General features: G+C 72.5%; 19 protein-coding genes. 11 read left to right on the top strand and 8 right to left on the bottom strand.

Features of this window, described 5'->3' with window-relative positions; all coding sequences use genetic code 11:
• Positions 1-4: 4 nt before the first annotated feature.
• Complete coding sequence (locus tag BLT76_RS01660; protein ID WP_170866899.1) at positions 5-595, bottom strand: hypothetical protein; 591 nt, start codon at positions 593-595, stop codon at positions 5-7.
• Between the two features lie 52 nt (positions 596-647).
• Between BLT76_RS01660 and deoC the strand changes: the two genes are divergently transcribed.
• Genes deoC through BLT76_RS01635 form a run of 5 tightly spaced genes read left to right on the top strand, consistent with a single transcriptional unit; the run spans position 648 to position 5,679 of the window.
• On the top strand, positions 648-1,610 hold the full coding sequence (gene deoC, locus BLT76_RS01655) for a deoxyribose-phosphate aldolase (RefSeq protein ID WP_090850101.1): 963 nt from the start codon (positions 648-650) through the stop codon (positions 1,608-1,610).
• Positions 1,611-1,615: 5 nt separating this feature from the next.
• Entirely contained in the window at positions 1,616-3,073 is a 1,458-nt protein-coding gene (locus BLT76_RS01650) for an aldehyde dehydrogenase family protein (protein WP_211752662.1), read from the top strand.
• The gene (locus BLT76_RS01645; RefSeq protein ID WP_090850097.1) at positions 3,070-3,942 is read left to right on the top strand and encodes an aldehyde dehydrogenase family protein; all 873 of its coding nucleotides are present in this window, start codon (positions 3,070-3,072) and stop codon (positions 3,940-3,942) included. Before BLT76_RS01650 ends, BLT76_RS01645 begins: the two co-directional genes overlap by 4 nt.
• Entirely contained in the window at positions 3,942-5,006 is a 1,065-nt protein-coding gene (locus BLT76_RS01640; RefSeq protein WP_139175373.1) for a serine/threonine-protein kinase, read from the top strand. The genes BLT76_RS01645 and BLT76_RS01640 overlap by 1 nt, the downstream gene beginning before the upstream one ends.
• A gap of 34 nt (positions 5,007-5,040) precedes the next feature.
• Entirely contained in the window at positions 5,041-5,679 is a 639-nt protein-coding gene (locus BLT76_RS01635; protein ID WP_170866898.1) for a nucleoside/nucleotide kinase family protein, read from the top strand.
• Here the strand turns inward: BLT76_RS01635 and BLT76_RS01630 are convergent.
• Together BLT76_RS01630 and BLT76_RS01625 are read right to left on the bottom strand one after the other, a co-directional pair.
• Complete coding sequence (locus BLT76_RS01630) at positions 5,635-6,102, bottom strand: DUF3592 domain-containing protein (protein ID WP_090850093.1); 468 nt, start codon at positions 6,100-6,102, stop codon at positions 5,635-5,637. The genes BLT76_RS01635 and BLT76_RS01630 overlap by 45 nt on opposite strands.
• Before the next feature lie 3 nt (positions 6,103-6,105).
• The gene (locus tag BLT76_RS01625) at positions 6,106-7,221 is read right to left on the bottom strand and encodes an adenosine deaminase (RefSeq protein WP_090850091.1); all 1,116 of its coding nucleotides are present in this window, start codon (positions 7,219-7,221) and stop codon (positions 6,106-6,108) included.
• Between the two features lie 52 nt (positions 7,222-7,273).
• Here BLT76_RS01625 and BLT76_RS01620 point away from each other — a divergent pair, with 52 nt between their 5' ends.
• Both BLT76_RS01620 and BLT76_RS01615 read left to right on the top strand, forming a co-directional pair.
• Complete coding sequence (locus BLT76_RS01620) at positions 7,274-7,729, top strand: MaoC family dehydratase (protein WP_170866897.1); 456 nt, start codon at positions 7,274-7,276, stop codon at positions 7,727-7,729.
• Between the two features lie 89 nt (positions 7,730-7,818).
• Positions 7,819-8,589 carry a hypothetical protein gene (locus BLT76_RS01615; protein WP_090850087.1) on the top strand — a complete coding sequence of 257 codons (771 nt, stop codon included), beginning with the start codon at positions 7,819-7,821 and terminating at the stop codon, positions 8,587-8,589.
• A gap of 28 nt (positions 8,590-8,617) precedes the next feature.
• On the opposite strand, the gene BLT76_RS01610 is transcribed toward BLT76_RS01615, so the two are convergent.
• Both BLT76_RS01610 and BLT76_RS01605 read right to left on the bottom strand, forming a co-directional pair.
• Positions 8,618-9,904: a thymidine phosphorylase gene (locus BLT76_RS01610; RefSeq protein WP_090850085.1), complete on the bottom strand. Its 1,287-nt coding sequence runs from the start codon at positions 9,902-9,904 to the stop codon at positions 8,618-8,620.
• Positions 9,905-9,908: 4 nt separating this feature from the next.
• Positions 9,909-10,325, bottom strand: coding sequence for a cytidine deaminase (locus tag BLT76_RS01605; RefSeq protein ID WP_090850083.1), 417 nt, complete (start codon positions 10,323-10,325; stop codon positions 9,909-9,911).
• Between the two features lie 223 nt (positions 10,326-10,548).
• Here BLT76_RS01605 and BLT76_RS01600 point away from each other — a divergent pair, with 223 nt between their 5' ends.
• From BLT76_RS01600 to BLT76_RS01585, 4 genes are all read left to right on the top strand, one after another.
• Positions 10,549-11,640, top strand: a complete 1,092-nt coding sequence (locus BLT76_RS01600) for a BMP family lipoprotein (RefSeq protein WP_090850815.1) — start codon at positions 10,549-10,551, stop codon at positions 11,638-11,640.
• Between the two features lie 139 nt (positions 11,641-11,779).
• On the top strand, positions 11,780-13,294 hold the full coding sequence (locus BLT76_RS01595; protein ID WP_090850081.1) for an ABC transporter ATP-binding protein: 1,515 nt from the start codon (positions 11,780-11,782) through the stop codon (positions 13,292-13,294).
• On the top strand, positions 13,291-14,526 hold the full coding sequence (locus tag BLT76_RS01590) for an ABC transporter permease (protein WP_211752660.1): 1,236 nt from the start codon (positions 13,291-13,293) through the stop codon (positions 14,524-14,526). The genes BLT76_RS01595 and BLT76_RS01590 overlap by 4 nt, the downstream gene beginning before the upstream one ends.
• Positions 14,523-15,818 carry an ABC transporter permease gene (locus BLT76_RS01585; RefSeq protein WP_139175372.1) on the top strand — a complete coding sequence of 432 codons (1,296 nt, stop codon included), beginning with the start codon at positions 14,523-14,525 and terminating at the stop codon, positions 15,816-15,818. Before BLT76_RS01590 ends, BLT76_RS01585 begins: the two co-directional genes overlap by 4 nt.
• A gap of 15 nt (positions 15,819-15,833) precedes the next feature.
• On the opposite strand, the gene BLT76_RS01580 is transcribed toward BLT76_RS01585, so the two are convergent.
• The 3 genes from BLT76_RS01580 to BLT76_RS01570 all read right to left on the bottom strand — a co-directional run bounded on the left by BLT76_RS01580 (position 15,834) and on the right by BLT76_RS01570 (position 23,944).
• The gene (locus BLT76_RS01580) at positions 15,834-17,030 is read right to left on the bottom strand and encodes an amidohydrolase (protein WP_090850079.1); all 1,197 of its coding nucleotides are present in this window, start codon (positions 17,028-17,030) and stop codon (positions 15,834-15,836) included.
• Between the two features lie 79 nt (positions 17,031-17,109).
• Positions 17,110-18,090 (bottom strand): methylmalonyl Co-A mutase-associated GTPase MeaB, encoded by a 981-nt coding sequence (gene meaB / locus BLT76_RS01575; protein ID WP_090850808.1) that lies wholly within the window; start codon positions 18,088-18,090, stop codon positions 17,110-17,112.
• Between the two features lie 79 nt (positions 18,091-18,169).
• Positions 18,170-23,944 carry a glycoside hydrolase domain-containing protein gene (locus tag BLT76_RS01570; RefSeq protein ID WP_139175371.1) on the bottom strand — a complete coding sequence of 1,925 codons (5,775 nt, stop codon included), beginning with the start codon at positions 23,942-23,944 and terminating at the stop codon, positions 18,170-18,172.
• Between the last annotated feature and the right edge of the window lie 75 nt (positions 23,945-24,019).

Below are 24,019 nucleotides of genomic sequence, written 5' to 3'. Positions count from 1 at the left end.
CGCACTAGACGACCAGCGTCACGACGAACGCGACGACGGCCGCCGCGAACAGGCCGATCTCGAGCCAGGCCGGCTCGCGGCGGACCTCGGCGGCCAGCGCGACCTGCTCGTCGGAGTAGCGGCCCACGCCCTCGAGCGTGCGCGCCTCCTCGGTCAGGTGACGCAGCCGCTGCTCCACGAAGTCGGGGTACGACGGCGCGGAGGCCCCGGTCGGCTGCGGCTCGGGCGCCTGTCGGTTGCTCCTCATCACCTGGCGGAAGGACCGGCCGAGCGCGGGCGAGACGTAGCGCCGCTCGCCGGCGCGGACGGCCAGCACCTGCCGGATCGCCAGCTCCTCGATCGCCGCCAGCGGCACCCGGACGGTCTCGAACATGTTGCGCAGCACCAGCCAGCGCCCCTCGACCAGGACGCGGGGCTTGAGCATCGCGGCCCAGTCGAGCACGCCGAGCGCCAGCGCGCCCGCGGCGACCGACGGCGCCCCGGACACAATCCCCAGCAGCACCGCGCCCGCCGCGAGGACGAGTCCGATCCAGCCGACGACCTGGCCGCTCGTGGGTCGGAACCGCTCCACGGCCCCGTCCTGCCCCTGCGTCACCGGCACTCCCTGGGTTTGCGGTCCTGTCGGCGGCCAACCCTATGCTGGACCGGTGACAGCCTCCCCCACCGTCGCGGGCGGCGCCGACCTCGCAGACGTAGCCCGGTCGGACGCGAGCCTCCGACGCTTCCTCCACGGCCTCCCCGGAGTCGACCAGGTCGGCGCGGACGCCCGCGCCGCCGCCCTCGGCACCCGGTCGATCAAGACGACGGCGAAGGAGTTCGCCCTCGACCTCGCGATCCGGATGGTCGACCTGACCACCCTCGAGGGCGCCGACACCGCCGGCAAGGTCCGCGCGCTCGCCAGCAAGGCGATCCGCCCCGACCCGACCGACCCGTCGTGCCCGCCGACCGCCGCGGTCTGCGTCTACCCCGACATGGTGGCCACGGCGCGCGAGACCCTCGGCGACAGCGGCGTCCACGTCGCCGCGGTCGCGACGGCGTTCCCGAGCGGCCGCGCGTCGCTGGCCATCAAGCTGGCCGACACCCGTGACGCGGTCGCGGCCGGCGCCGACGAGATCGACATGGTCATCGACCGGGGCGCCTTCCTCTCCGGGCGCTACCTCCAGGTCTTCGAGGAGATCGTGGCGGTCAAGGAGGCCTGTGGCGACGCCCACCTGAAGGTCATCTTCGAGACCGGCGAGCTCCAGACCTACGACAACGTCCGGCGCGCCAGCTGGCTCGCCATGCTGGCCGGCGGTCACTTCATCAAGACCTCCACCGGCAAGGTGCAGCCGGCCGCGACCCTGCCGGTCACCCTGGTGATGCTGGAGGCGGTCCGCGACTTCCGCGAGGCCACCGGCCAGCAGGTCGGCGTGAAGCCGGCCGGCGGCATCCGCACCACCAAGGACGCGATCAAGTACCTCGTGATGGTCAACGAGGTCTGCGGCGCCGACTGGCTGGACCCCGACTGGTTCCGCTTCGGCGCCTCCACCCTGCTCAACGACCTGCTGATGCAGCGGTCGAAGATGCGCACCGGCCGCTACTCCGGCCCCGACTACGTGACCCTGGACTGATCGCCATGACCACCACTCCCGCAGGTGACGTGTTCGCCTACGCTCCCGCCCCCGAGTCCCGCGCGATCGTCGACATCAAGGCGTCGTACGGCCTGTTCGTCGGCGGCGAGTTCGTCGACGGCGGCGGCACGTCGTTCAAGACGATCAACCCGGCCACCGAGGAGGTCCTCGCCGAGGTCGCGGAGGCCACCGACGCCGACGTCGACGCCGCGGTGAAGGCGGCCCGCAAGGCCTATGACAAGGTCTGGGGCCCGATGCCGGGCCGCGAGCGCGCCAAGTACCTCTACCGGATCGCCCGGATCATCCAGGAGCGCGGCCGCGAGCTCGCCGTCCTGGAGTCGATCGACAACGGCAAGCCGATCAGGGAGGCGCGCGACGTCGACGTCCCGACCGTCGCGGCCCACTTCTTCTACTACGCCGGCTGGGCCGACAAGCTCGAGTACGCCGGCCACGGCACCACCCCGCTGGGCGTCGCCGGCCAGGTCATCCCGTGGAACTTCCCGCTGCTGATGCTGGCCTGGAAGATCGCCCCGGCGCTGGCCTGCGGCAACACGGTCGTGCTGAAGCCCGCCGAGACCACTCCGCTGACCGCGCTGCTGTTCGCCGAGATCTGCCAGCAGGCCGACCTCCCGGCGGGCGTGGTCAACATCGTCACCGGCGCCGGCGCGACCGGCCAGGCGCTGGTCTCCCACCCGGGCGTCGACAAGGTCGCCTTCACCGGCTCCACCGACGTCGGCAAGGCCATCGCCCGCTCGGTCGCCGGCACCGACAAGAAGGTCACCCTGGAGCTCGGCGGCAAGGCCGCCAACATCGTGTTCGACGACGCCCCGCTCGACCAGGCCGTCGAGGGCATCGTCAACGGCATCTTCTTCAACCAGGGCCACGTCTGCTGCGCCGGCTCCCGGCTGCTGGTCCAGGAGTCGGTGGCCGACGAGCTGCTGGCCAAGCTCAAGCGCCGGATGAGCACGCTGCGCGTGGGCGACCCGCTCGACAAGAACACCGACATCGGCGCGATCAACTCCGCCGAGCAGCTCGCCCGGATCCGCGAGCTCAGCGACATCGGCGAGGCCGAGGTGGGAACTGGGGAGGGGGCCGGCCGCTGGTCGCCCGCCTGCGACCTGCCGTCGACCGGCTTCTGGTTCCCGCCGACGCTGTTCACCGGCGTCTCGCAGGCCCACCGGATCGCCCGCGAGGAGATATTCGGCCCGGTGCTGTCGGTGCTGACCTTCCGGACCCCCAGCGAGGCGGTCGAGAAGGCCAACAACACGCCGTACGGCCTCTCCGCTGGGGTGTGGACCGACAAGGGCTCGCTGATCCTCCACATGGCCAACGCGCTGCGGGCCGGCGTGGTCTGGGCCAACACGTTCAACAAGTTCGACCCGACGTCGCCGTTCGGCGGCTACAAGGAATCGGGCTACGGCCGCGAGGGCGGCAAGCACGGTCTGGAGGCGTATCTCAAGTGAGCGACCGCATCGACGTCCGCAAGACGTACAAGCTCTACATCGGCGGCGCCTTCCCGCGCTCGGAGTCCGGCTACTCCTACGAGGTGACCGACAGCAAGGGAACCTTCGTGGCCAACGCCTCGCTCGCCTCGCGCAAGGACGCCCGCGACGCCGTCGTGGCCGCCCGCAAGGCCTTCGGCGGCTGGTCCGCGCGCACGGCCTACAACCGCGCCCAGATCCTCTACCGCGTCGCCGAGGTGATGGAGGACCGCCGCCCGCAGTTCGTCCGCGCCGTCGAGCAGTCGGAGGGCCTGCGGACCAAGGACGCCGACAAGGTCGTCGACGCCGCCGTCGACCGGCTGGTCTGGTACGCCGGCTGGGCCGACAAGCTCACCCAGGTCGTCGGCAACGCCAACCCGGTCGCCGGCCCGTTCTTTAACCTCTCCACCCCCGAGCCGACCGGTGTCGTCGCCGTGCTGGCCCCCCAGGGGTCGTCGCTGCTGGGCCTGGTGAGCGCGGTGGCCCCGGTCGTCGTCAGCGGGAACACCGCGGTCGTGGTGTCGTCGTACGCCCGGCCGCTGCCGGCGGTGACCTTCGCCGAGGTGCTGGCCACCTCCGACGTGCCCGGCGGCGTGGTCAACATCCTCACCGGCGCGGCCGCCACGGTCGCGCCCTGGCTGGCCTCCCACCAGGACGTGAACGCGATCGACCTGACCGGCATCGCCGGCGAGACGCAGCTCGCGACCGACCTCGAGGTGGCCGCGGCCGACAACCTCAAGCGCGTACGCCGGGCGCCCGCGGCCGAGCCCGACTGGTCCGCCGACCCGGGCCTCGACGCGATGACGGCGTTCCTCGAGACCAAGACCGTCTGGCACCCGATCGGCGTGTGATGCGGTGGGCGACGACCCTGGTCGTCCTCCTGCTGTTGGCGACCGGTTGCTCCGGTCAGCCGGGTGATCACTACGCCGACGCCACGGACGTCGCGCGGGCCGAGCGGGTGTGGGCCGACCCGTGGGCCGCGCCCCGACCGGAGCTGCCCGAGGCCGGCTACGGCAGCAACGGGCTGGTCTCGCGGGAGGCCGGCTCCCGCGAGACGTCGTACGACGGTGTCGACGCGGTCCGGGCCGCTCGGCTCGAGGTCGACGCCGCGGTGGCCGCCGGCTGGTCGCTGACCGGTGCGGAGTGCGCGCCGGACGAGGTGCGCCTGGTGCTCACGCGCGGCACCGAGGACCTCGACACCACCGCCGCGGCCGGCGTCACCGTGACCGGGTCGGCCGAGGTGCGGGTCGAGGTCGCCGTCCCCCACCACGCCGACGGCTCCTGGCCGGACCTCGGCTCCCCGGTCCGGCCGGCCGACAGCTGCCTCGGCGGCGGCGGCGCCGTACCCCTGCCCGACGTGCCGTACGACGGGTCCCCGATCGACGCGGACGGGACCGACCAGGACCCGCCCCGGTGGGAGGGGACCGACCCCGGTGACGAGGCCCTGCGCGCGAGGATCGCCGACGACGCCTGGTTCCGCTCCACCGGCGCGGAGCTGTCCGTCGGCGAGCCCGCCACGGGCGACCGGCGACGCTCCGCACCCGCGGCCGAGGGGTCGCTCACGCAGCCTGCCGCGGACGCCCGCACGGCCCTCGCCGTCGTGGTGGGCGACCTGACCGCCGGTGGCTGGGAGACGACCTGGGTCTCGTGCGGGGCCCAGGCGCCCGCCGACGCCACCCTGCGCCTGGTCGTCGGCGGCCGGCCCGCCACGGTGCGGCTCACCGCTGCGGCGACCGGCACGGTCTCCTGGCAGCTCACCCTGCCCGTGACCGACGGACCCGACCCGGCCTGGGTGCTGGACCCGCCGGCGCTGCGGACCCCGGCGTGCCTCGGGGCGGAGCCGCTCCCCCGTGGGCTGGTCCACGAGGGCACCCCCGTCGGGCTGCCGCGCCGGCTGCAGCCGATCAGCCGATGACGCCCCCGGCCCAGGGCTCGGGCAGAATGACCCGGTGCACGCGCGGGTGATCGTCCTGGCCGGTCCGTCCGGCACCGGCAAGTCCCGCCTCGCCGAGCGGATCGGGCTGCCGGTGCTCCGGCTCGACGACTTCTACAAGGACGTCGGCGACCCCACGCTCCCCCTGATCGCCGAGGGCGCGAACGCCGGGCTCGTCGACTGGGACGACCCCGCGTCCTGGCTGCTCGACGACGCCATGGCGGCGCTCGACGAGCTGTGCCGCACCGGCCGCGCCGAGGTCCCGATCTACGACATCTCCCAGAGCGGTCGCTGCGGGTCGCGGACGCTCGACCTCGCGGGCGGCCCGCTGTTCGTGGCCGAGGGGATCTTCGCGCAGGAGATCGTCCCGCACGCGCGCGAGGCCGGGATCCTCGCGGCGGCGTACTGCGTGCGGCGGCATCCGCTGCTCACCTTCTGGCGCCGGCTCACCCGCGACCTGCGCGAGCACCGCAAGCCGCCGCTCGTGCTGGTACGCCGCGGCCTCGCCCTGATGCGCGCCCAGCGCGGCGTCGTGGGACACGCGGTCGCGCTCGGCTGCGTGCCGGTCACCAACGAGGAGGCGTACGCCGCCAGCCGCGACCTGGCCCGCTCACTCCCAGACGAGCAGCGCCAGCAGCAGCCACGCGACCGGTAGCGCCAGCGCGACCGTGACCAGCAGCCGGGCCACGACGAACGAGCTCCGCCCGGCGGAGGCCTGCGGGTCGACGTCGGCCAGCTCGACGTGGGTCGGGTGCTCCGGGTCGTAGCGGACCTCGACCGGGTCGCCCGCGTGCGGCGGGGGCGGCTCGACCCCGGTGAGGCACTCGGCCTCGACCGGCTCGCCGCCCTCCGGCGTGAACCGGACCGTCGGGTAGTAGAGCGTCGTCGGGTCGCCCCCGACGCTGACGTCCTTCGCCGAGAGCTCCAGCACCTCCGCCCGCGCGGTCACCGCGCGCCCGGCCACCTGCACCGCCGTACGGCGCTCCCGCAGCCCGCGGGCCGCCGCCGCGGCCGCACCGGCGAGCAGCGCGAGCGCACCGACCAGCAGGACGACCGAGGGTCCCGCGTGGACGGTCACGGGTCAGTCCCGACCCGCGGACCGCTCGGCCGCGAGCTCGGCGTACGCCGGCTTGATGACCCGCTCGATCAGGTCGAGCCGCTCGTCGAACGGCAGGAACGCCGACTTCATCGCGTTGACCGTGAACCACTCGAGGTCGCGGACGCCGTACCCGAAGGCCTGGACGAGGTCCCACAGCTCGGCGGTCATCGACGTCTGGCTCATCAGCCGGTTGTCGGTGTTGACGGTGACCCGGAAGCGGAGCTTCTTCAGCAGCCCGATCGGGTGCTGGGCGATCGAGGTGGCCGCGCCGGTCTGCACGTTGGAGGCCGGGCACATCTCCAGCGGGATCCGCTGGTCGCGGACGTACGCCGCCAGCCGGCCCAGCTCCACCGACCCGTCGTCGTGCACGGTGATGTCGTCGATGATGCGGACGCCGTGGCCGAGCCGGTCGGCGCCGCACCACTGGATCGCCTGCCAGATCGACGGCAGCCCGAACGCCTCGCCGGCGTGGATGGTGAAGTGGGAGTTCTCGCGCTGGAGGTACTCGAACGCGTCGAGGTGGCGGGTGGGCGGGTAGCCGGCCTCGGCGCCCGCGATGTCGAAGCCCGCGACGCCGCGGTCGCGCCAGGCGATCGCCAGCTCGGCGATCTCCATCGAGCGGGCCTGGTGGCGCATGGCCGTCAGCAGCTGGCGTACGACGATCCGCCCGCCCGCGGACGCGACCCCGGCGTCGAAGCCCTCCTGCACGGCCGCGACCACCTCGTCGAGGGTCAGTCCACCCTCGACGTGCTGCTCGGGCGCGTAGCGGACCTCGGCGTACACGACGCCGTCGGCGGCCAGGTCCTCGACGCACTCGCGGGCCACCCGGGTGATCGCCGGCCCGGACTGCATGACGGCGACCGTGTGGTCGAAGGTCTCCAGGTAGCGTTCCAGCGAGCCCGAGTCGGCCGACTCGGCGAACCAGGTGCCGAGCGCGACGGCCTCGGTCGCCGGCAGCTCGTGGCCGCAGTCGGCGGCCAGGTCGATGATCGTCTGCGGTCGCAGCCCGCCGTCGAGGTGGTCGTGCAGCAGCACCTTCGGCGCTCGCAGGACGGTGTCACGCGTGAGACCGGTAGGTTCGGCGGCGGCGCTGCTCATGGCGCCATCCCACCACAGAACCAGCCCCGAGTTCACTCGACAGGAGCCTGCCTTGCGCGTGTTCACCAGCTTCGACGACGTCGCCGCGGCCGCCGGCCAGGACCTCGGCAGCACCGACTGGGTCACCATCGACCAGGAGCGCGTCAACACCTTCGCCGACGCCACCGGCGACCACCAGTGGATCCACGTCGACGTCGAGAAGGCGAAGGCCGGACCGTTCGGCGCCACCATCGCCCACGGCTACCTCACGCTGTCGCTGGTCCCCTGGCTCGGCGGCCAGATCTTCAGCCTCGACACCCCCGGCGCCAAGCTCAACTACGGCGTCAACAAGGTCCGCTTCCCGAACCCGCTGCTGGTCGGCAAGCGGGTCCGCGGCCACGCCGCGTTCGGCGAGGTCACCGACCTGCCCGCCGGCAAGCAGCTGATCATCCGCTACACCGTCGAGATCGAGGGCGAGGCCAAGCCCGCCTGCGTCGCCGAGACCGTCGTCCTCCTCCTGGAGGACTGAGCTCTCCGGGTCCCGGGCGGACCATCGTTTGGCCGATCGGCTGGCGGGTAGTCACCCACCACTCGACACGCACCTCTCGGGAGGCCCTCATGCACCTGCCCCGCATCGCTGGGACCGTCCTCGCCACCGTCCTTCTCTCCGTCCCGCTCGCCGCACCCCCGGCCTCGACCGCTCAGCCCGAGCCGTCGTCCGAGCAGGCCTCGGCCAGGGGCAAGGACCCGAACGTGTTCTGGCGGACGAAGTCCAAGGGGCAGCTCGACGGGGGCCAGCGCTACCTGCCGCGGGTCAAGATGTGCGCACGCTGGACCTACCGGGCCAGCTGGACGGTGCGGGTCGCGGTCGACAAGAACCAGAAGATCTGGGGCTTCAAGGACCCGAAGATGAAGAAGCCCGTCCTCCAGGTCAAGTTCTACAAGAACTGCAAGACGGGCGCTCCCCGCCGCAAGGCCTCCCAGGTGGTCGCGCAGAGCCGGGTCAGCGCCGCGAACTTCACGATCCGGCTCTGCTCGTGGAACCCCTCGGTGGCGATCGGCTACCCGTGGCAGATCAGCGCAGGCGTGGCTCCCACCTGCGAGGGCGACCAGGACCGGGTGTCCCGCACCCGCACCCTCGAGCCCGACCGCGCCTACCACAAGTTCGACGTGTCGAGCACCGGCACGGCAGCGACCTGGAAGAAGTTCGAGTACTGGCACGACGCCCCGGGCGACCGGAGCCTGCAGGCCTGCTTCAAGCTCCGGGTCTACCTCGACATCTCCACCCCCAAGGGCAACCGCGCGCAGGACGCCACGATGGCCCCGGTGACCGACCGCTTCTGCCTCCCGGTCGGCAGCTGGGCGATGGCCATGGCCGGGCGGGACTGACCCCTCCTCGCCGACTCGGGGGTTCGGGTCAGCCGATGCGGTCGAGGACCAGCGGCGTCGGCGTGTACGGCGTGCCCGCGGGCGCGACGTCGTACCCGCCCTCGAGTGAGGCGAGGGCCCGGTCGAAGCGGGCGGGCTCGTCGGTGAGCAGGGTGAGCAGCGGCTGACCCTCGGTGACCTGGTCGCCGGGGCGGGCGTGCCAGACGACGCCGGCCCCGGCCTGCACCGGGTCCTCCTTGCGGGCGCGGCCGGCGCCGAGGCGCCAGGCGGCCAGGCCGACGGCCATCGCGTCGAGCCGGGTCAGCACGCCGGTGGACGGCGCCGCGACCACGTGCGACTCGCGGGCGACCGGGAGCTTCGCGGACGGGTCACCGCCCTGGGCGGAGATCATGGCGCGCCACGCGTCCATCGCGCGACCGGAGGCCAGCACGTCGGCCGGGTCGACGTCGGTGACGCCCGCGCCGGCGAGCATCTCGCGGGCCAGGGCCAGGGTCAGCTCGACCACGTCGGCGGGGCCGCCGCCGGCGAGCACCTCGACCGACTCGGCGACCTCGATCGCGTTGCCGGCGGTCAGGCCGAGCGGCGTCGACATGTCGGTGAGCAGCGCGACCGTGCGGACGCCGGCGTCGGTGCCGAGCGCCACCATCGTCTCGGCCAGCTCGCGGGCCTTGTCGAGGTCCTTCATGAACGCGCCGGTGCCGACCTTCACGTCGAGCACGAGCGCGCCGGTGCCCTCCGCGATCTTCTTCGACATGATCGAGGACGCGATGAGCGGGATCGCCTCGACGGTGCCGGTGACGTCGCGCAGGGCGTAGAGCTTCTTGTCGGCGGGCGCCAGGCCGTCGCCGGCCGCGCAGATGACCGCACCGACCGACTCCAGCTGGGCGAGCATCTCGTCGTTCGACAGCGCCGCCCGCCAGCCGGGGATCGCCTCGAGCTTGTCGAGGGTGCCGCCGGTGTGGCCGAGGCCCCGACCCGACAGCTGGGGTACGGCGACCCCGCAGGCCGCGACCAGCGGCGCCAGGGGCAGGGTGATCTTGTCGCCCACTCCACCGGTGGAGTGCTTGTCGGCGGTCGGCCGCGACAGGGACCCGAAGTCCATCCGCTCCCCCGACGCGATCATGGCGCCGGTCCAGCGGGCGATCTCGGCCCGGTCCATGCCGTTGAGGAGGATGGCCATGGCCAGCGCCGACATCTGCTCGTCGGCGACCTCGCCCCGGGTGTAGGCGTCGATCACCCAGTCGATCTGGCTGTCGGACAGCGTTGCGCCGTCCCGCTTGGCGAGGATGACCTCGACCGCGTCGTGGAGAGTCACCGCGTCAGGCTAGCGGGAGGGTCCCGCGCGTCAGGTCATCGGGACCGAACGCCTGCGGCAGCACGTGGTCCATGCCGAGGACACCCTCCGGGGTCTGGACGAGCAGGTCCGCACCGCCGTGCTCCCAGAGCAGCTGACGGCAACGGCCGCACGGCATGATCACGTCACCGACGCCGTTCACGCAGACGAAGTGGGTCAGCCGCCCGCCGCCCCCGGCGACCAGCGAGGAGACCAGGCCGCACTCCGCGCACAGCGTCACGCCGTACGCCGCGTTCTCGACGTTGCAGCCCACGACGGTCCGGCCGTCGTCGACCTGCGCGGCCGCGCCCACGGCGTACCGGCTGTACGGCGCGTACGCGTGACCCGCGACCTCGACGGCGAGCTGGCGCAGCGCCTCCCACCCGCCCGACGGCTCGCTCATGTGTCTGCTCCTCTCGTCCGCGGCCGATCCGCGGCCCCAGGGTGGACCACGGGGGCGTCGACGGCAATCCGGCACAGTCCCACACCCCCCGTTTCATCCCAAGTCGATAAACCTTTCGTCACTACGCCCTCAAGCAGGAGCAACTGCGGCCGACAGCCGCTAGCGTGCCTCCCCGTGCGCCCCCGGTGGTGTGGGGCTGGATCTGGAGGCAGAAGTGAAGAAGATGCGGAAGGCCATCGTCGGCGGGATCGCCGTCCTGGCCGCGTCGAGCGCCCTGGTGGCGTGTGGTGACGCGCCGGACGAGTCGGGCTCCTCGGGCAGCAACGACGCGGCGAAGACCGACTTCCTCCCGTGCATCGTCTCCGATGCCGGCGGCTTCGACGACAAGTCGTTCAACCAGCTCAGCTATGAAGGGGTCCTCCAGGCCGCCGAGGAGCTCGGGTCGGAGCACAAGGAGGTCGAGTCGAACAGCGAGAACGACTACGCCCCCAACCTCGAGAGCCTCGTGGCCGAGGGTTGCGACGCCATCGTGACGGTCGGCTTCGCCCTCTCCGCCGCGACCGTCGAGTCCGCCAAGGCCAACCCCGACGTCGAGTACATCCTCATCGACGACGCGGCCGACAACGACTTCGACGGCACCAAGGACGCGGAGAACATCAAGCCGCTCCTCTACGACACGGCCCAGGCCGCGTTCCTCGCGGGCTACGCCGCGGCCGACTACACCAAGACCGGCGTCGTCGGCACCTACGGCGGCCAGCCGTTCCCGACCGTCACGATCTTCATGGACGGCTTCAAGCAGGGCGCGGAGTACTACGCGGCCGAGAAGGGCAAGGACGTCAAGGTCGTCGGCTTCGAGGGCGGCGAGAAGGGCCTGTTCACGGGTGGCTTCGAGGCCAACGAGACCGCGACCACCACGGCCAAGGGCATCATCGACCAGGACGCCGACGTGATCCTCCCGGTCGGCGGCCCGATCTACCAGGGCGCCCTGACCGCGATCGCCGACTCCGGCAAGGACGTCGCCCTGATGGGCGTCGACGCCGACTTCTTCGAGACCGACCCGAAGACGCAGGACGTCGTGCTCACGTCGATCCTGAAGAACATGAAGGTCTCGACCTACGAGGCGATCGTGGCCGCCGGCAACGACGAGTTCGACCCCGAGGCCTACGTCGGCACGCTCGAGAACGACGGCGTGGGCATCGCGCCGTTCCACAACTTCGAGGACAAGATCTCCGACACCCTGGCGGACGAGCTCGAGCAGGTGAAGGCCGGCATCATCGACGGCTCGATCCCGGTCACCTCGTACCTCAACCAGTGACCCTGCACCACTCGTAGGAACAGCCCCGGCTGAGCACCAGAGGGGGGTCGGCACCTGCCGGCCCCCCTTTGGTGTCGCTAGCCTGAGGCGCGCACCTCCCGATCACCCGGCCACGTCGCCCATCTCCTAGGGACCTCGCATGACACTCGCCCTGCGCGGCATCACCAAGCGCTTCGGCACCCTGGTCGCCAACGACCGGATCTCGCTCACCGTCGAGCCCGGCGAGATCCATTGCCTCCTCGGGGAGAACGGCGCCGGCAAGTCGACGTTGATGAACGTCCTCTACGGCCTCTACCAGGCCGACGAGGGCGAGATCCTCCTCGACGGCGAGGCTCAGCACTTCTCCGGTCCCGGCGACGCCATCGCGGCCGGCATCGGCATGGTCCACCAGCACTTCATGCTGATCCCCGTCTTCTCGGTCGCCGAGAACGTCATGCTCGGCAACGAGGCCACCGGGTTCCTCGGCACCCTCGACCTCGACTCCGCCCGCGCCCGCGTGCGGGAGATCTCCGACCGGTTCGGCTTCGACGTCGATCCCGACGCACTCGTCGAGAACCTCCCCGTGGGCGTGCAGCAGCGCGTCGAGATCATCAAGGCCCTCTCCCGCGACGCCCGCGTCCTCGTCTTCGACGAGCCGACCGCGGTGCTGACCCCGCAGGAGACCGACGAGCTGATGACGATCATGCGCCAGCTCAAGGAGTCCGGCACCTCGATCGTCTTCATCACCCACAAGCTCCGCGAGGTGCGCGAGGTGGCCGACCGGATCACCGTGATCCGGCGCGGCACAGTCGTGGGCGAGGCCGACCCGGCCGCCAGCAACGCAGAGCTCGCCGCCCTGATGGTCGGTCGTCCGGTCGAGCTCACGGTCCACAAGGAGCCTGCGCAGCCCGGCCCCGCGACCCTGGTCGTCAGCGATCTGAAGGTCACCGACGCCGAGGGCCACGTCACCGTGGACGGCATCAGCTTCACGATCGACGCCGGCGAGATCGTCGGGGTGGCCGGGGTCCAGGGCAACGGCCAGACCGAGCTGACCGAGGCGATCCTCGGCCTCCAGAGCCACGTCTCGGGCTCGATCGCGCTCGGCGGCGTCGAGCTGGTCGGTCGCTCGGTCCGCAAGGTCCTCGACGCCGGGGTCGGGTTCATCCCTGAGGACCGCCAGGTCGACGGGCTGGTCTCGGGAATGACGATCGCCGAGAACCTGATGCTGAACCGCACCTACGGCAAGCCGTTCGTGAGCGGCGGCTCGCTGCGGCTGAAGGACCTCGCGTCCTTCGCCCACGAGAAGCTCGTCGAGTACGACGTCCGCGCGCCCGGCATCGAGACCCTCGCCGGTCAGCTGTCCGGCGGCAACCAGCAGAAGGTGGTCGTCGCCCGGGAGCTCTCCCGCGACCTGCGGCTGCTCGTCGCCGCCCAGCCGACCCGCGGCGTCGACGTCGGCTCCATCGAGTTCATCCACAAGCAGATCGTCGCCGCCCGCGACACCGGCGTCCCCGTGCTCCTGGTGTCGACCGAGCTCGACGAGATCGCCGCCCTCTCCGACAGGATCATGGTGCTCTACCGCGGCCGCATCGTCGGCATCGTCCCGTCCACCACCCCGCGTGACGTCCTCGGCCTGATGATGGCCGGCGAGCGTCCGGAAGGGAGCGTCGCGTGAGCTCCGAGCAGCCCCCCGTCCAGGAGACCGCCGAGGAGCGGCCCCCCGCCGAGCAGAAGCCGGAGCCCAGCCGCTGGCACCTGGCGCTGCGCGAGGTCGCCGCCGGGCAGGTCTCGGTCGCGTTCTTCTCCGTCCTGCTCGCCGTGATCGTCGGGTCGGTGATGATCCTGTTCACCGACGACCAGGTCCGCGAGACGGCCAGCTACATCGGCGCCCGTCCCGGCGACTTCTTCCAGGCCGTCCAGGAGGCCATCACCGGCGCCTACTCCGCCCTGGTGCGCGGCTCGATCTGGAACAACCGGGTCGACACCTTCGAGCAGCAGATCCGGCCTCTCACCGAGACCCTGAAGTTCTCGGCGCCGCTGATCACTGCCGGCCTGGGCGTCGGCCTCGCCTTCCGCGCCGGGCTGTTCAACATCGGTGGCCGCGGTCAGATGCTGCTCGCCGGCGCGGCCGCCGGCTGGGTCGGCGTCAACGCCGACCTGCCCGCGATCGTCCACCTGCCGCTCGCGATCGCGGCCGGCATGCTGGCCGGCGCTCTGTGGGCCGGCATCGCGGGCCTGCTGAAGGCCCGCACCGGCGCCCACGAGGTGATCGTGACGATCATGCTCAACTACGTCGGCTACTACCTCGTCTTCTTCGCGCTCACCCGCAAGGAGATCCTGCAGGCCCCCGGGACGATCAACCCGAAGTCCGAGCCGATGCCCGACTCCGTGGTCCTCCCGAAGATCCTCGGCGACAAGTTCAACCTGCACCTCGGTTTCGTGCTGGCCCTGCTCGCGGTGGCCTTCGTGTGGTGGCTGCTGAACCGCTCCGCGGCCGGCTTCCGCTTCCGTGCGGTCGGCGAGAACCCGGACGCGGCCCGGGCCTCGGGCATCGACGTCGGCCGGACCTACACCGTAGTGATGCTGATCGCGGGCGCCCTCGTCGGCCTCGCCGGCGTCAACCAGGCCCTCGGGACGGTCACCAGCGGCGTCGCCACCGACCTGGACGCCGGCATCGGTTTCGACGCGATCACGGTCGCTCTGCTGGGCCGGTCCCGGCCGCTCGGCATCCTCGCGGCCGGACTCCTCTTCGGCGCCTTCAAAGCCGGCGGCTTCGCGATGCAGGCCTCGGAGAACATCCCGGTCGACATCGTGCTGATCGTCCAGTCCCTCATCGTCTTGTTCATCGCCGCTCCCCCGCTGGTGCGGGCGATCTTCCGACTGCCCGCGAAGGAGGCCACGGCGTGAGCACCGACCCGATCGTCCGTCCCGACGAGCCGCCCGTCACCGCGCTCGAGCCCACGGCCCCGCCGCCGGGCCTGGGCAAGACTCCGGTGCTGTTCGGCGTCTTCGCGGTGCTGATCGCCGCCCTCGTCCTGTTCAAGCCCCGCCACGAGGACACCACGTTCCGGCTGGCCACGGACACCGACCTGGTCAAGCTCCCCGAGATCACCGTGCCCGCCGACGCCACCACCTGGGTGATGGTCGTGCTGATGGTCCTGGCCGCGGCCTTCGCGGCCTGGTCCGCCCGCGCGGGGCGTCGTACCCCGCTGTGGCTGGTGGCCCTCTTCGGCGTGGCCGCGATGACCGCGTTCCTGAGCTGGGCCGCGGCCGGCGAGACCGTGCCCGTCATCGGCCTGCTCGCCGGGGCGCTGGCCCTGGCCGTCCCGCTCGTCTTCGGCGCCCTCGGCGGCGTGCTGGGCGAGCGCGCCGGCGTCGTCAACATCGCCATCGACGGGCAGCTGCTCTTCGGAGCCTTCGGTGCCGCCCTGGTCGGCTCGATCACCGGGTCGCCCTGGGCCGGCCTGCTCGCCGCGATGCTGGCCGGCGCGCTGGTCGCGCTGGTGCTGGGCGTCTTCGCCATCACCTACTACGTCGACCAGGTGATCGTGGGCGTGGTGCTCAACGTGCTGGTCATCGGCCTCACCAGCTTCATGTTCAGCCAGGTGCTCGCCCCGAACGCCGCCGACCTGAACAGCCCGCCGCGGTTCGAGCGGATGCCCATCCCGCTGCTGGGCGAGATCCCGGTCATCGGCCCGATCCTGTTCCGCCAGACGATCCTCGTCTACCTCATGTACGCCGCGGTCGCGATCGTCACCTGGGCCCTCTACCGGACCCGCTGGGGTCTGCGCGTGCGGGCCGTGGGCGAGCACCCGAAGGCCGCCGACACCGTCGGCATCAAGGTCAACCTCACCCGCTACCGCACCGTGCTGCTCGCCGGCCTGATCGCCGGCGCCGGAGGGGCCACCTACACCCTCGTGTCGGTGTCCCAGTTCAACCGCGAGATGACGGGTGGAGCGGGCTACATCGCGCTGGCCGCGGTCATCTTCGGCAAGTGGGACCCGATCCGCGCGACCCTGGCCGCGCTGCTGTTCGGGTTCGCGTCCAACCTGCAGAGCGTGCTCTCGGTGATCGGCTCGCCGGTGCCGAGCCAGTTCATGCTGATGCTGCCGTACGTCGTGACGATCTTCGCGGTGGCCGGGCTGGTCGGGCACTCCCGGGCACCGGCCGCCGACGGCGTGCCCTACCGCAAGGCCTAGACCGGGCCGCCCGCCTCAGGCGGGCGGCTCGGTGAGCGCCCGGGCGGCCGCCCCGGCCATCAGCCGGGCCCCGATCCCGATCGCGCGCTCGTCGATGCGCAGGTCACCCTGGTGGAGGTCGTACGTCGGGCCGCCCGGGGTGCGGGTGCCCAGGCGCATCATGGCGCCCGGGACCTGGTCGAGGTACCACCCGAAGTCCTCGCCGCCGAGGCTCTGCGGCGCGACCACGTGCCCGTCGTCCCCCAGGACGTCGCGGACGGTCTGGGCCAGGATCCGGTTGGAGACCGGCTCGTTGACCACCGGCGGGACCCCGCGCTGGTAGTCGACGTGCGCGGTCACGCCGTACGGACGGACGATCTCGTGGACGACCTCGCGGACCAGCTTCTCGCAGTCCGCCCAGGCGATGGCGTCGAGGATCCGCACCGTGCCGGCCAGCAGGCCCTGGTCGGGGATCACGTTGGGGGCGGCCCCGGCGCTGACGACGCCCCAGACGACGCTGACGCCGGCCCGGGGGTCCATCCGCCGCGAGAGGACGGCCGGCAGCTCGGTCGTGACCTTGGCCAGCGCGAAGGTGAGGTCGCCGGTGAGGTGCGGCCGGGAGGTGTGCCCGCCCCGACCCTCGAGGCGGACCTCGACGCGGTCGGCGGCGCTGGTCAGCGGGCCGAGGCGCAGCCCGACCTGGCCCACGTCGACACCCGGGTCGCAGTGCAGGGCGAAGATCCGATCGACGTCGTCGAGGACGCCCAGCCCCATCAGGTGGACGGCGCCGCCGGGCATGACCTCCTCGGCGGGCTGGAAGAACAGCCGCACCCGGCCCGCGAGCCGGCCGCGGTCGTGGGCCTCGGCCAGCGCGAGCGCCGCACCGACCAGCGCCGTCGTGTGGACGTCGTGCCCGCAGGCGTGCGCGACGCCCGCGACGGTGCTGCGCCACGGGTCGTCGGTCGCGTCCTGGACGGGCAGCGCGTCGATGTCGGCCCGCAGGGCCACCACCCGGCCGCCGGAGCCGAGCTCGGCGACAACACCGGTGCGCGGCAAGGGGGTCAGCCGCCAGCCGGTGTCCTCGAGGCGTCGGGCGATCAGCCGGGTCGTGCGCACCTCGTCCCACGAGAGCTCGGGGTGGGCGTGCAGGTCACGGCGCAGCCCGACCAGCTCGGCGTCGTGCTTGTCCACGACGCCGGCGACGAGCGAGGGGAGGGAGTCGTCCGCGGGCATCCCCAGGAGGTTAGCCCGCCGGTCGTCGTCGAGTGACGCCGGATGGCTCGCTCGGACGGCTCCGGGCAGCCATCTGGCGTCACTCGACGGCGTCGTACGCCGCCAGCAGGCGGTCGGCCGCGACCGGGGCGGGCAGGTCCCCCGCGAGCACCTCGGCCCGGATCCGGTCCCGGACCGCGCGCACGCCCGGCGAGTGCCGCAGCCGCTGGTCGAGCTCGTCACGGACCAGGGCCCAGGTGAAGTCGAGCTGCTGCCCGGCCCGCTTGTGGGCGAGGCCGTCGACGCCGAGGTGGTCGCGGTGGGCCTGCACCCGCTCCCACAGGTCGTCGACGCCGACGTCGGTCAGCCCGGAGCAGGTGACGACCGGCGGCGCCCACTCGCCGTGGCCGCGGACCAGGCGCAGCGCGCCGGCCAGTTCGCGGGCCGCGCCGCGGGCCTCCTGCTCGCGGTCCCCGTCGGCCTTGTTCACCGCGATCACGTCGGCGATCTCGAGGATCCCCTTCTTGATGCCCTGCAGCTGGTCGCCGGTGCGGGCCAGGGTGAGGAACAGGAAGGTGTCGACCATGCCCGCCACGGTCACCTCGGACTGACCGACGCCGACCGTCTCGACCAGCACCACGTCGTACGACGCCGCTTCGAGGACCGACATGGCCTGCACCGTCGCCCGCGCCACCCCGCCGAGCGTGCCGGCGCTGGGCGAGGGCCGGATGAAGGCGCCGGGGTCGACCGAGAGCCGCGGCATCCGGGTCTTGTCGCCGAGGACGGAGCCGCCGGTGCGCACGCTGGACGGGTCGACGGCCAGCACGCCGACGCGGTGGCCGGCGGCCGTGAGCCGGCTGCCGAGCGCCTCGATGAAGGTCGACTTGCCGACGCCGGGCACGCCCGAGATCCCGACCCGGACGGCCGAGGTCTCCGGGACGGGCAGGGCGGTCAGCAGCTCGCGGGCCCGCTCGCGGTGGGCCGGGTTCGCGGACTCGACGAGGGTGATCGCCCGCGAGACCGCAGCCCGGTGGCCGGCGGCGACTCCCTCGAGCAGATCGGGCACGGTGACGGCGGGCACGTCGGGCACAGTACCGCCGGACGCGAACGGCGCCCCGGTCCAGGAGGACCGGGGCGCCGGGTGCAGCGGGACGGACGGGTCAGCGGCGGACCCGGACCGCCTTGCTCGTCACGGTGGTGGCCGTCCAGTCACCGCGAGTGCCGGTGACCCGGACGGTGACCCGCTTGCCCGCGAAGGCCGGCTTCAGCCGCAGTCGGGCCGCGGTGCTCACGACCTTCCCGTCGACCCGCCACTGGTAGGTGAACCGGGTGCCCGCACTCCAGGAGGTGCGACGCAGGTTGACCGCGAGGGTACGGCGGACCTTCGCCTGGCCCGTGATCGTCACCGTCGCGGCCTTCACCCGCGGCCGGGCCGGCGTCCGGACCGTGGTGGTGGCCGCCGCGGTGCCGCCGACCACCCCCACCCGGACCTGGTACGACGTGCCCGCCGCCAGACCGGCGAAGGTCACGCCGGTGGTGTCGGACCACACCTGACGACTCGCGACGACGCGTCCGGCACGACTCAGCGACACCTGGAGGACGAACCGCTGCGGGCCGGTCGCCGTCCACCGCACCTGGACCTGCGACCAGGCCGGGGCCGTGGCCGTGGCCCGGATGACGGTCGGCGCGGCGAGGACGGTGGCCCGCGCGGACGGCGTCGAGACGTTCGACGTGCCGTTCACGTTGGTCGCCGCGACCGTGGCCGTGTAGTCCCCGGCCGCCAGGCCCGGGAACGTGTGGCTGCTCGTGCCCCCGGCCACCTGGGCCTCGGCGCCGTTGCTCAGCCGCACCGTGTAGCCGGTGATGGTCGAGCCGCCGTCGTCCGGCGCGTCCCAGCTGACCGTGACCGCCCGACCGGTCACCGAGACGCCGGGTCGGGCGGGTGCCGTGGGCCGGACGCTGGCGATCGGGACGTAGGCGCTGTAGCCGCTGGCCGGCGAGGCGCCGAGGGCGTTGACCGCCTTGACGCTCGCCCGGTACGACCTGCCGCGGTCCAGCCCGGTGAAGGTGTACGACGTCGTCGCGGCGTCCACCGAGACCGGCTCCCCACCCTCCAGCTGCACGGTGTAGCCGGTGAGCGGCGAGTTGCCGTCGTACGCCGGGGCGGCCCACGACACGGTGACGTTGCGCAGCGAGACCGTCGCGGACACCGCCTGCGGGACGTCGGGCGCCGCCGAGGCCCGCAGCTCCAGGCCGTCGACCGCGGCCTGCAGGGTGGCGCCCTGGCCGGCGTACTGCTCGTCGGTGGCGGTGCCGGCCGCCAGCAGGGCCGTGGAATCGGCCAGCGCCGAGCGGAGGACGCCGACCGTCGCCGGCGAGTACCGGGTCAGGTCCATGGCCTGGACGTCGGCGACGCCCACCATCAGCGACCGCCGGACCCGGGGCGCCAGCTGGCCCACGGCGAGCCGCAGGTCCCGCAGGGCGGCCTTGACCTCGGAGGCGATCGCCGTCTCGTCGACCAGCACCTCCGACGCCGACTCCATCGCCCGGATGAAGGCCGCGAAGTCCACGCCGACGTAGCGCGCGCCGTTGGTCAGCTCGGGCCGGTGCGCCTCATGGAGCGCGCGCAGGGCCGACGTGTCCACGCCGTAGTTGAACGTGAGCGAGTCGAGGTTCGACACGAACGGGTGGTTCGCGTCGGGGACGTCCGTGCGGAGCACCGCGATGACGTCGTGCGTGCCGCTGACCGCGGTCGGAAGCGACACGGTGGTGGTCCCGGCGGACGACCAGTTGGCGCCGGTCACCGGGAGCGGGACGGTCACCAGCGGGGCGCCCGTGCGCGAGCCGAGGTAGAGCTCGATCCGGGAGTTGTTGCCGACCCGGCTGGAGTTGTTGACGTAGTGGACCGAGACCGAGGTGGCCGTCTTGGCGAACCGCAGGTCGTCGTACTCCAGGACGTCGCCGTCGCGGGTGCCCCCGACGTTGACGCCGGAGGTGCCGTCGTTCCAGCTGAAGCTCTCGGTCTTCAGCTCGGTGCCGGCCCACCGGCTCCGGTTCTCGAACTCGACGACCAGGCCGTCGCCGGACGGGGCGTCCGGGACGTCGAAGGTGAGGCCGCCGAGGTTGCCGATGTAGGGCCGGGCCTCGGTGTAGGTGCCGCGCAGGACGATGAAGACGTCGTGCGTGCCGGTGAGGCCGGCCGGCAGGTTCACCTCGGCGACGCCGCTGGAGTTCCAGTCCGAGCCGGTGGCCGGCAGCGGCACGTTGACCAGCGGGGTGCCGGTCATCGAGTCCAGATAGACGTCGAGGTTGGCGTCCGGAGCGACCCGGTTGGAGTTGTTGATGTAGCGCATCGACAGCTTGGTCGGGGCGTCGGGGAAGGCCACGCCGGCCCAGCGCACCCAGTCACCGTGGTGGGTGTTGGCGATGGCGGTGAACCCACCCGCGCCGGCGGAGGCCGTCTCGGTCTTCATGGTGTTGCTGCCGACGCTGACGCCGTCGCCACCCCACCCGGTCCGGCCCTCGGGGGTCAGGACGACGTTGTTGTCGACCGGCTCCTCCTCGACGGCGCCGGAGTCGGCGAACTGCATGAAGTCGAAGTTGCCGACCCAGTGCAGCGCGGTGTCACCGGCGGTGGGGTTGGAGCCGGTGAAGACGAAGTAGACCTTCGCCGGGCTCGCGGCGAGCAGGGCCTCGACGTCGGTCAGGTCCGCGGTGGCGGTGACGTAGGTGCCGAAGGTGGAGGCGGTCGGCGGGGTCGGCACCGTCGCCACCAGGTGACCCGTGGGCGATCCGAGGCGCACCTCGACGGCGGCGTTGGCGTAGCCGTCGGCCGAGGCGCCGGCGTACCGCACCTGGAGCTGGTCCGGGACCTGGCCCTCGCCGAAGGTGACCCCGTTGAACGCGATCCACGAGCCGGGACGGACGCCACCGATGCCGGTGGTCTCGTTGCCGAGCAAGCCGCCCGACCACTCGTCCTGCTTCTCAGCCTCGAGCCGGCGGAATCCGCCCTGGCTCAGGACCAGCCCGTCGAGAGCCGCGGTGAGCGCCGCGTCGGCCGCGTCGAGCTCGTCGTCGGTCGCCTCCGTGCGGGCGAGGACCGTGCGGGCGGAGTCGCGCGCGGTCGCGAGGGCGGCGTACGTCGAGCCCTCGTAGTTGCCCGCGACGACCAGGCGCGCCTCGGCGTAGGTCTCCTGCAGCTGAGCACGCCAGTGGTCGGTGACCCGGAGGGCGAAGGGGTCCCGCGTGGAGAGGCCCCTGCCGGTGACCGCTGCCGCCGGGACTCCGGTGAGCGCCCCGTCGGTCAGTCGTACGGCGAACCGCGACCGGGCCAGCCGCACCAGGGTGCCGGTGACCCGGACGGCCAGCGTGGTGGCGCTGGACCTGGTGACCGTCGCGGTGACGCCGGCCGGCAGCCCCACGACCCGGACGAGTCCGGCCGCGGCGAGGTCGGTGCCGGTGGCGCCGGCGAAGGCCGCGCCCTGCAGGGACATCGTGATGGTTCCGTCGACCTTGCCGTCCGCGTCCGCGGTCAGCGCCGCCCGGTCCGAGGTGATGCTCGCCGTCGCCGGCGCCCCCGTCCCGGCGGTGCTCATCGAGAACGCCGGGCGGCTGCTGGTGCCCCACGTCGAGGCGGCGGCGCCCATCGTCAGCTCGAACGAGCCGTCGCCGACGATGTCGGCGTAGTCGACCCAGGTGTCGCCGTGGGTCCGGCCGTTGAGCTCGGCGCCCTGGATGTAGTAGTTGTCCGGGGATACCTGGTCGGCCGTGATGCTGAACGACGTGCCGTCGGCGTGGGAGATGTCGACGCGCGGGAAGAACGGCGAGCCGACCTGGTACTGCGAGGAGCCGGCGGTGACCGGGTAGAGGCCGAGCGCCGCCGCGACGAACGTCGCCGACATGGCACCGGTGTCGTCGTCCATGGTCGGCAGGAAGCCCTGCGGCTCGTTCTTGAAGACCTTGGTCCTGATCGGAGGGGTCAGCTTGCCGTTGCTCGACGGGGGCGTGTTGCCGTCCGTGCCGCCGGTGGCGATGTACTGCTGCCAGGTCTCCTTGGTGTAGAGGTCGCGCACCCACTTCTGGGTCTTGGCCGGCTGGCCCAGGTAGTTGAAGAGGTACGGCGTCTGCAGGTCGACCTCGTTGGCGTTCGACTTCAGCATCCTGGTGCCGTCGTCGGGCGCCTGCTCGCCGAAGTAGTGGCTGAGCGCCGACCGCGCGGCGGCGGTGCCGCCCATGGCGGTGATCAGGCCGGCCATGTCCTGCGAGGGGTACCAGTGGAACTGCCAGAGCGTGCCCTGGTAGAGGCGCGCGGCCTGGAACTGCTCCAGGTCGTCCGAGGCCCACTCACGGCTGGCGTTGCGCGAGGACAGCACGGCGACGTCGGTGCCGTCGGAGGCCTTCCACGCGGCCGGCTTCAGGACGTTCTTGTAGTTGGCGGCGCGGGCGGCGTACGACGCGGCGTCGGCGCTCAGGCCGAGCTCGGTCGCGATGACCGAGAGCGCGTAGTCGTCGTACGACGCGGCGACGGTGGTGCCCGGGTCGTCGGCGAGGTAGCCGAGGGCGCGGTTGGTCGCGTTGTAGGTGGTGGAGTTGGCGACCACGGCCGGGAAGGCCTTCGCGAGCCGCTCCAGGTGCACACCCTTGGAGATCGCGTCGGCGATGACGATCGCGGAGCGCTCGAAGCGGACGGTCGGGACGGCCATCATCCGGCTGCTCAGCGTCGCGTTGCCCACGGTGGCCGCGTCGGCGTAGAGGTCGACGAGCGACTGCACGAGGTCGCCGTACACGTCCGGGTACATGGTGGCGAGCACCGGGAACTTCCGGAAGTCGTCCCAGGTGCCCCACCCGTCGTAGTGCGTGTAGCCGTCGGCGCGGTGCACCGCTCCGTCGACGCCGCGGTAGGTGTCGTCGGTGCTGGTCGCGTTGGTCGGCGTCGCCAGCATCCGGTAGAGGCTCGTGTAGAAGATCGCGGCCAGGTCGCCGTCGGGATCGCTGGTGGCGTCGGAGGTGACCGCGACCTTGCCCAGGGTCTCCTGCCACACGTCGTGCGCGTCCTCGCGGACGTCGGCGAACGACTTGCCGGCCAGCTCGGCGGCCTGGTCCCGGCGGGCCTGGGCGACGCTGATCGGCGACAGGGTGGTGGTGAGCTGCACGGCCTCGCCGGCGTCCACGTCGAAGGTCATCACGGCGCCGGCGTCGACACCGGTACGGCGCTTCGTGGGCCCGAACGCGGCTCCCTCGCCCCAGGTCTGCACGCTGGCGACGGGCGCGCTGGTGACCGCGGTGTAGTAGAGCTTGTAGTTGTATCCGTTGAAGGTGCCGGTGACGCTGCCGGACAGCTCGGCCCGGCCGTCCTCGAGGGTCGTCACGGCGAGCTCGGACCCGAGCCGGCCGGTGAAGTTGTTCTGGAGGTCCAGCACGAGCGAGGCCCGGCCGGCCCGCGGGAAGGTGAACCTCTCCAGGCCGCTGCGGACGGTGGCGGTCAGCTCCGCGTCGATGGTGCCGCGCGGGGACTGCAGGCCGACCTGGTAGTAGCCGGGCTCCGCGGTCTCGTCGTCGTGCGAGAACGGCAGCGCGTAGCTGCTGGTCGCGGGCCGCGCGGAGTAGCTGTTGTAGGTCGGGACGACGAGCAGGTCGCCGCCGGCCCCCGAGCCGCCGACGCCGTCGAGGTTCGTGAGCGTGAAGCCCCGGATGTTGCCCTGCGCGTAGTCGTAGCCCGAGTGGGTGCGTCCGGGCGCGGTCATCGGGTTGGGCTTGGCCAGGCCGTGGGGCACCTGGGCGCCCGGCAGGTTCTGCCCGTGGTCGCCCTGGGTGGCCATGAACGGGTTGACGAGCTCGGTGAAGTCGGTCGCCGGGTCGACGGCGGCCGCCGTGGCGGCCGGCGACGTCGCGGCGAGGCCGGCCACCGCGAGGGCGGCGGCGAGGGCGGTGGACACGAGACGTGGCGCGCGTGGGACACGCCGGTACGAGAGGGGCATGCAGTCGCTTCCTTGGCAGGGGGATGTGGCCGA

This window comes from Nocardioides lianchengensis, assembly GCF_900101465.1.
In the GTDB taxonomy this organism is placed as follows: Bacteria; Actinomycetota; Actinomycetes; order Propionibacteriales; family Nocardioidaceae; genus Nocardioides; species Nocardioides lianchengensis.
Note: the sequence above shows the minus strand (reverse complement) of the source record. Positions and strands in the feature narration are given on the sequence as shown.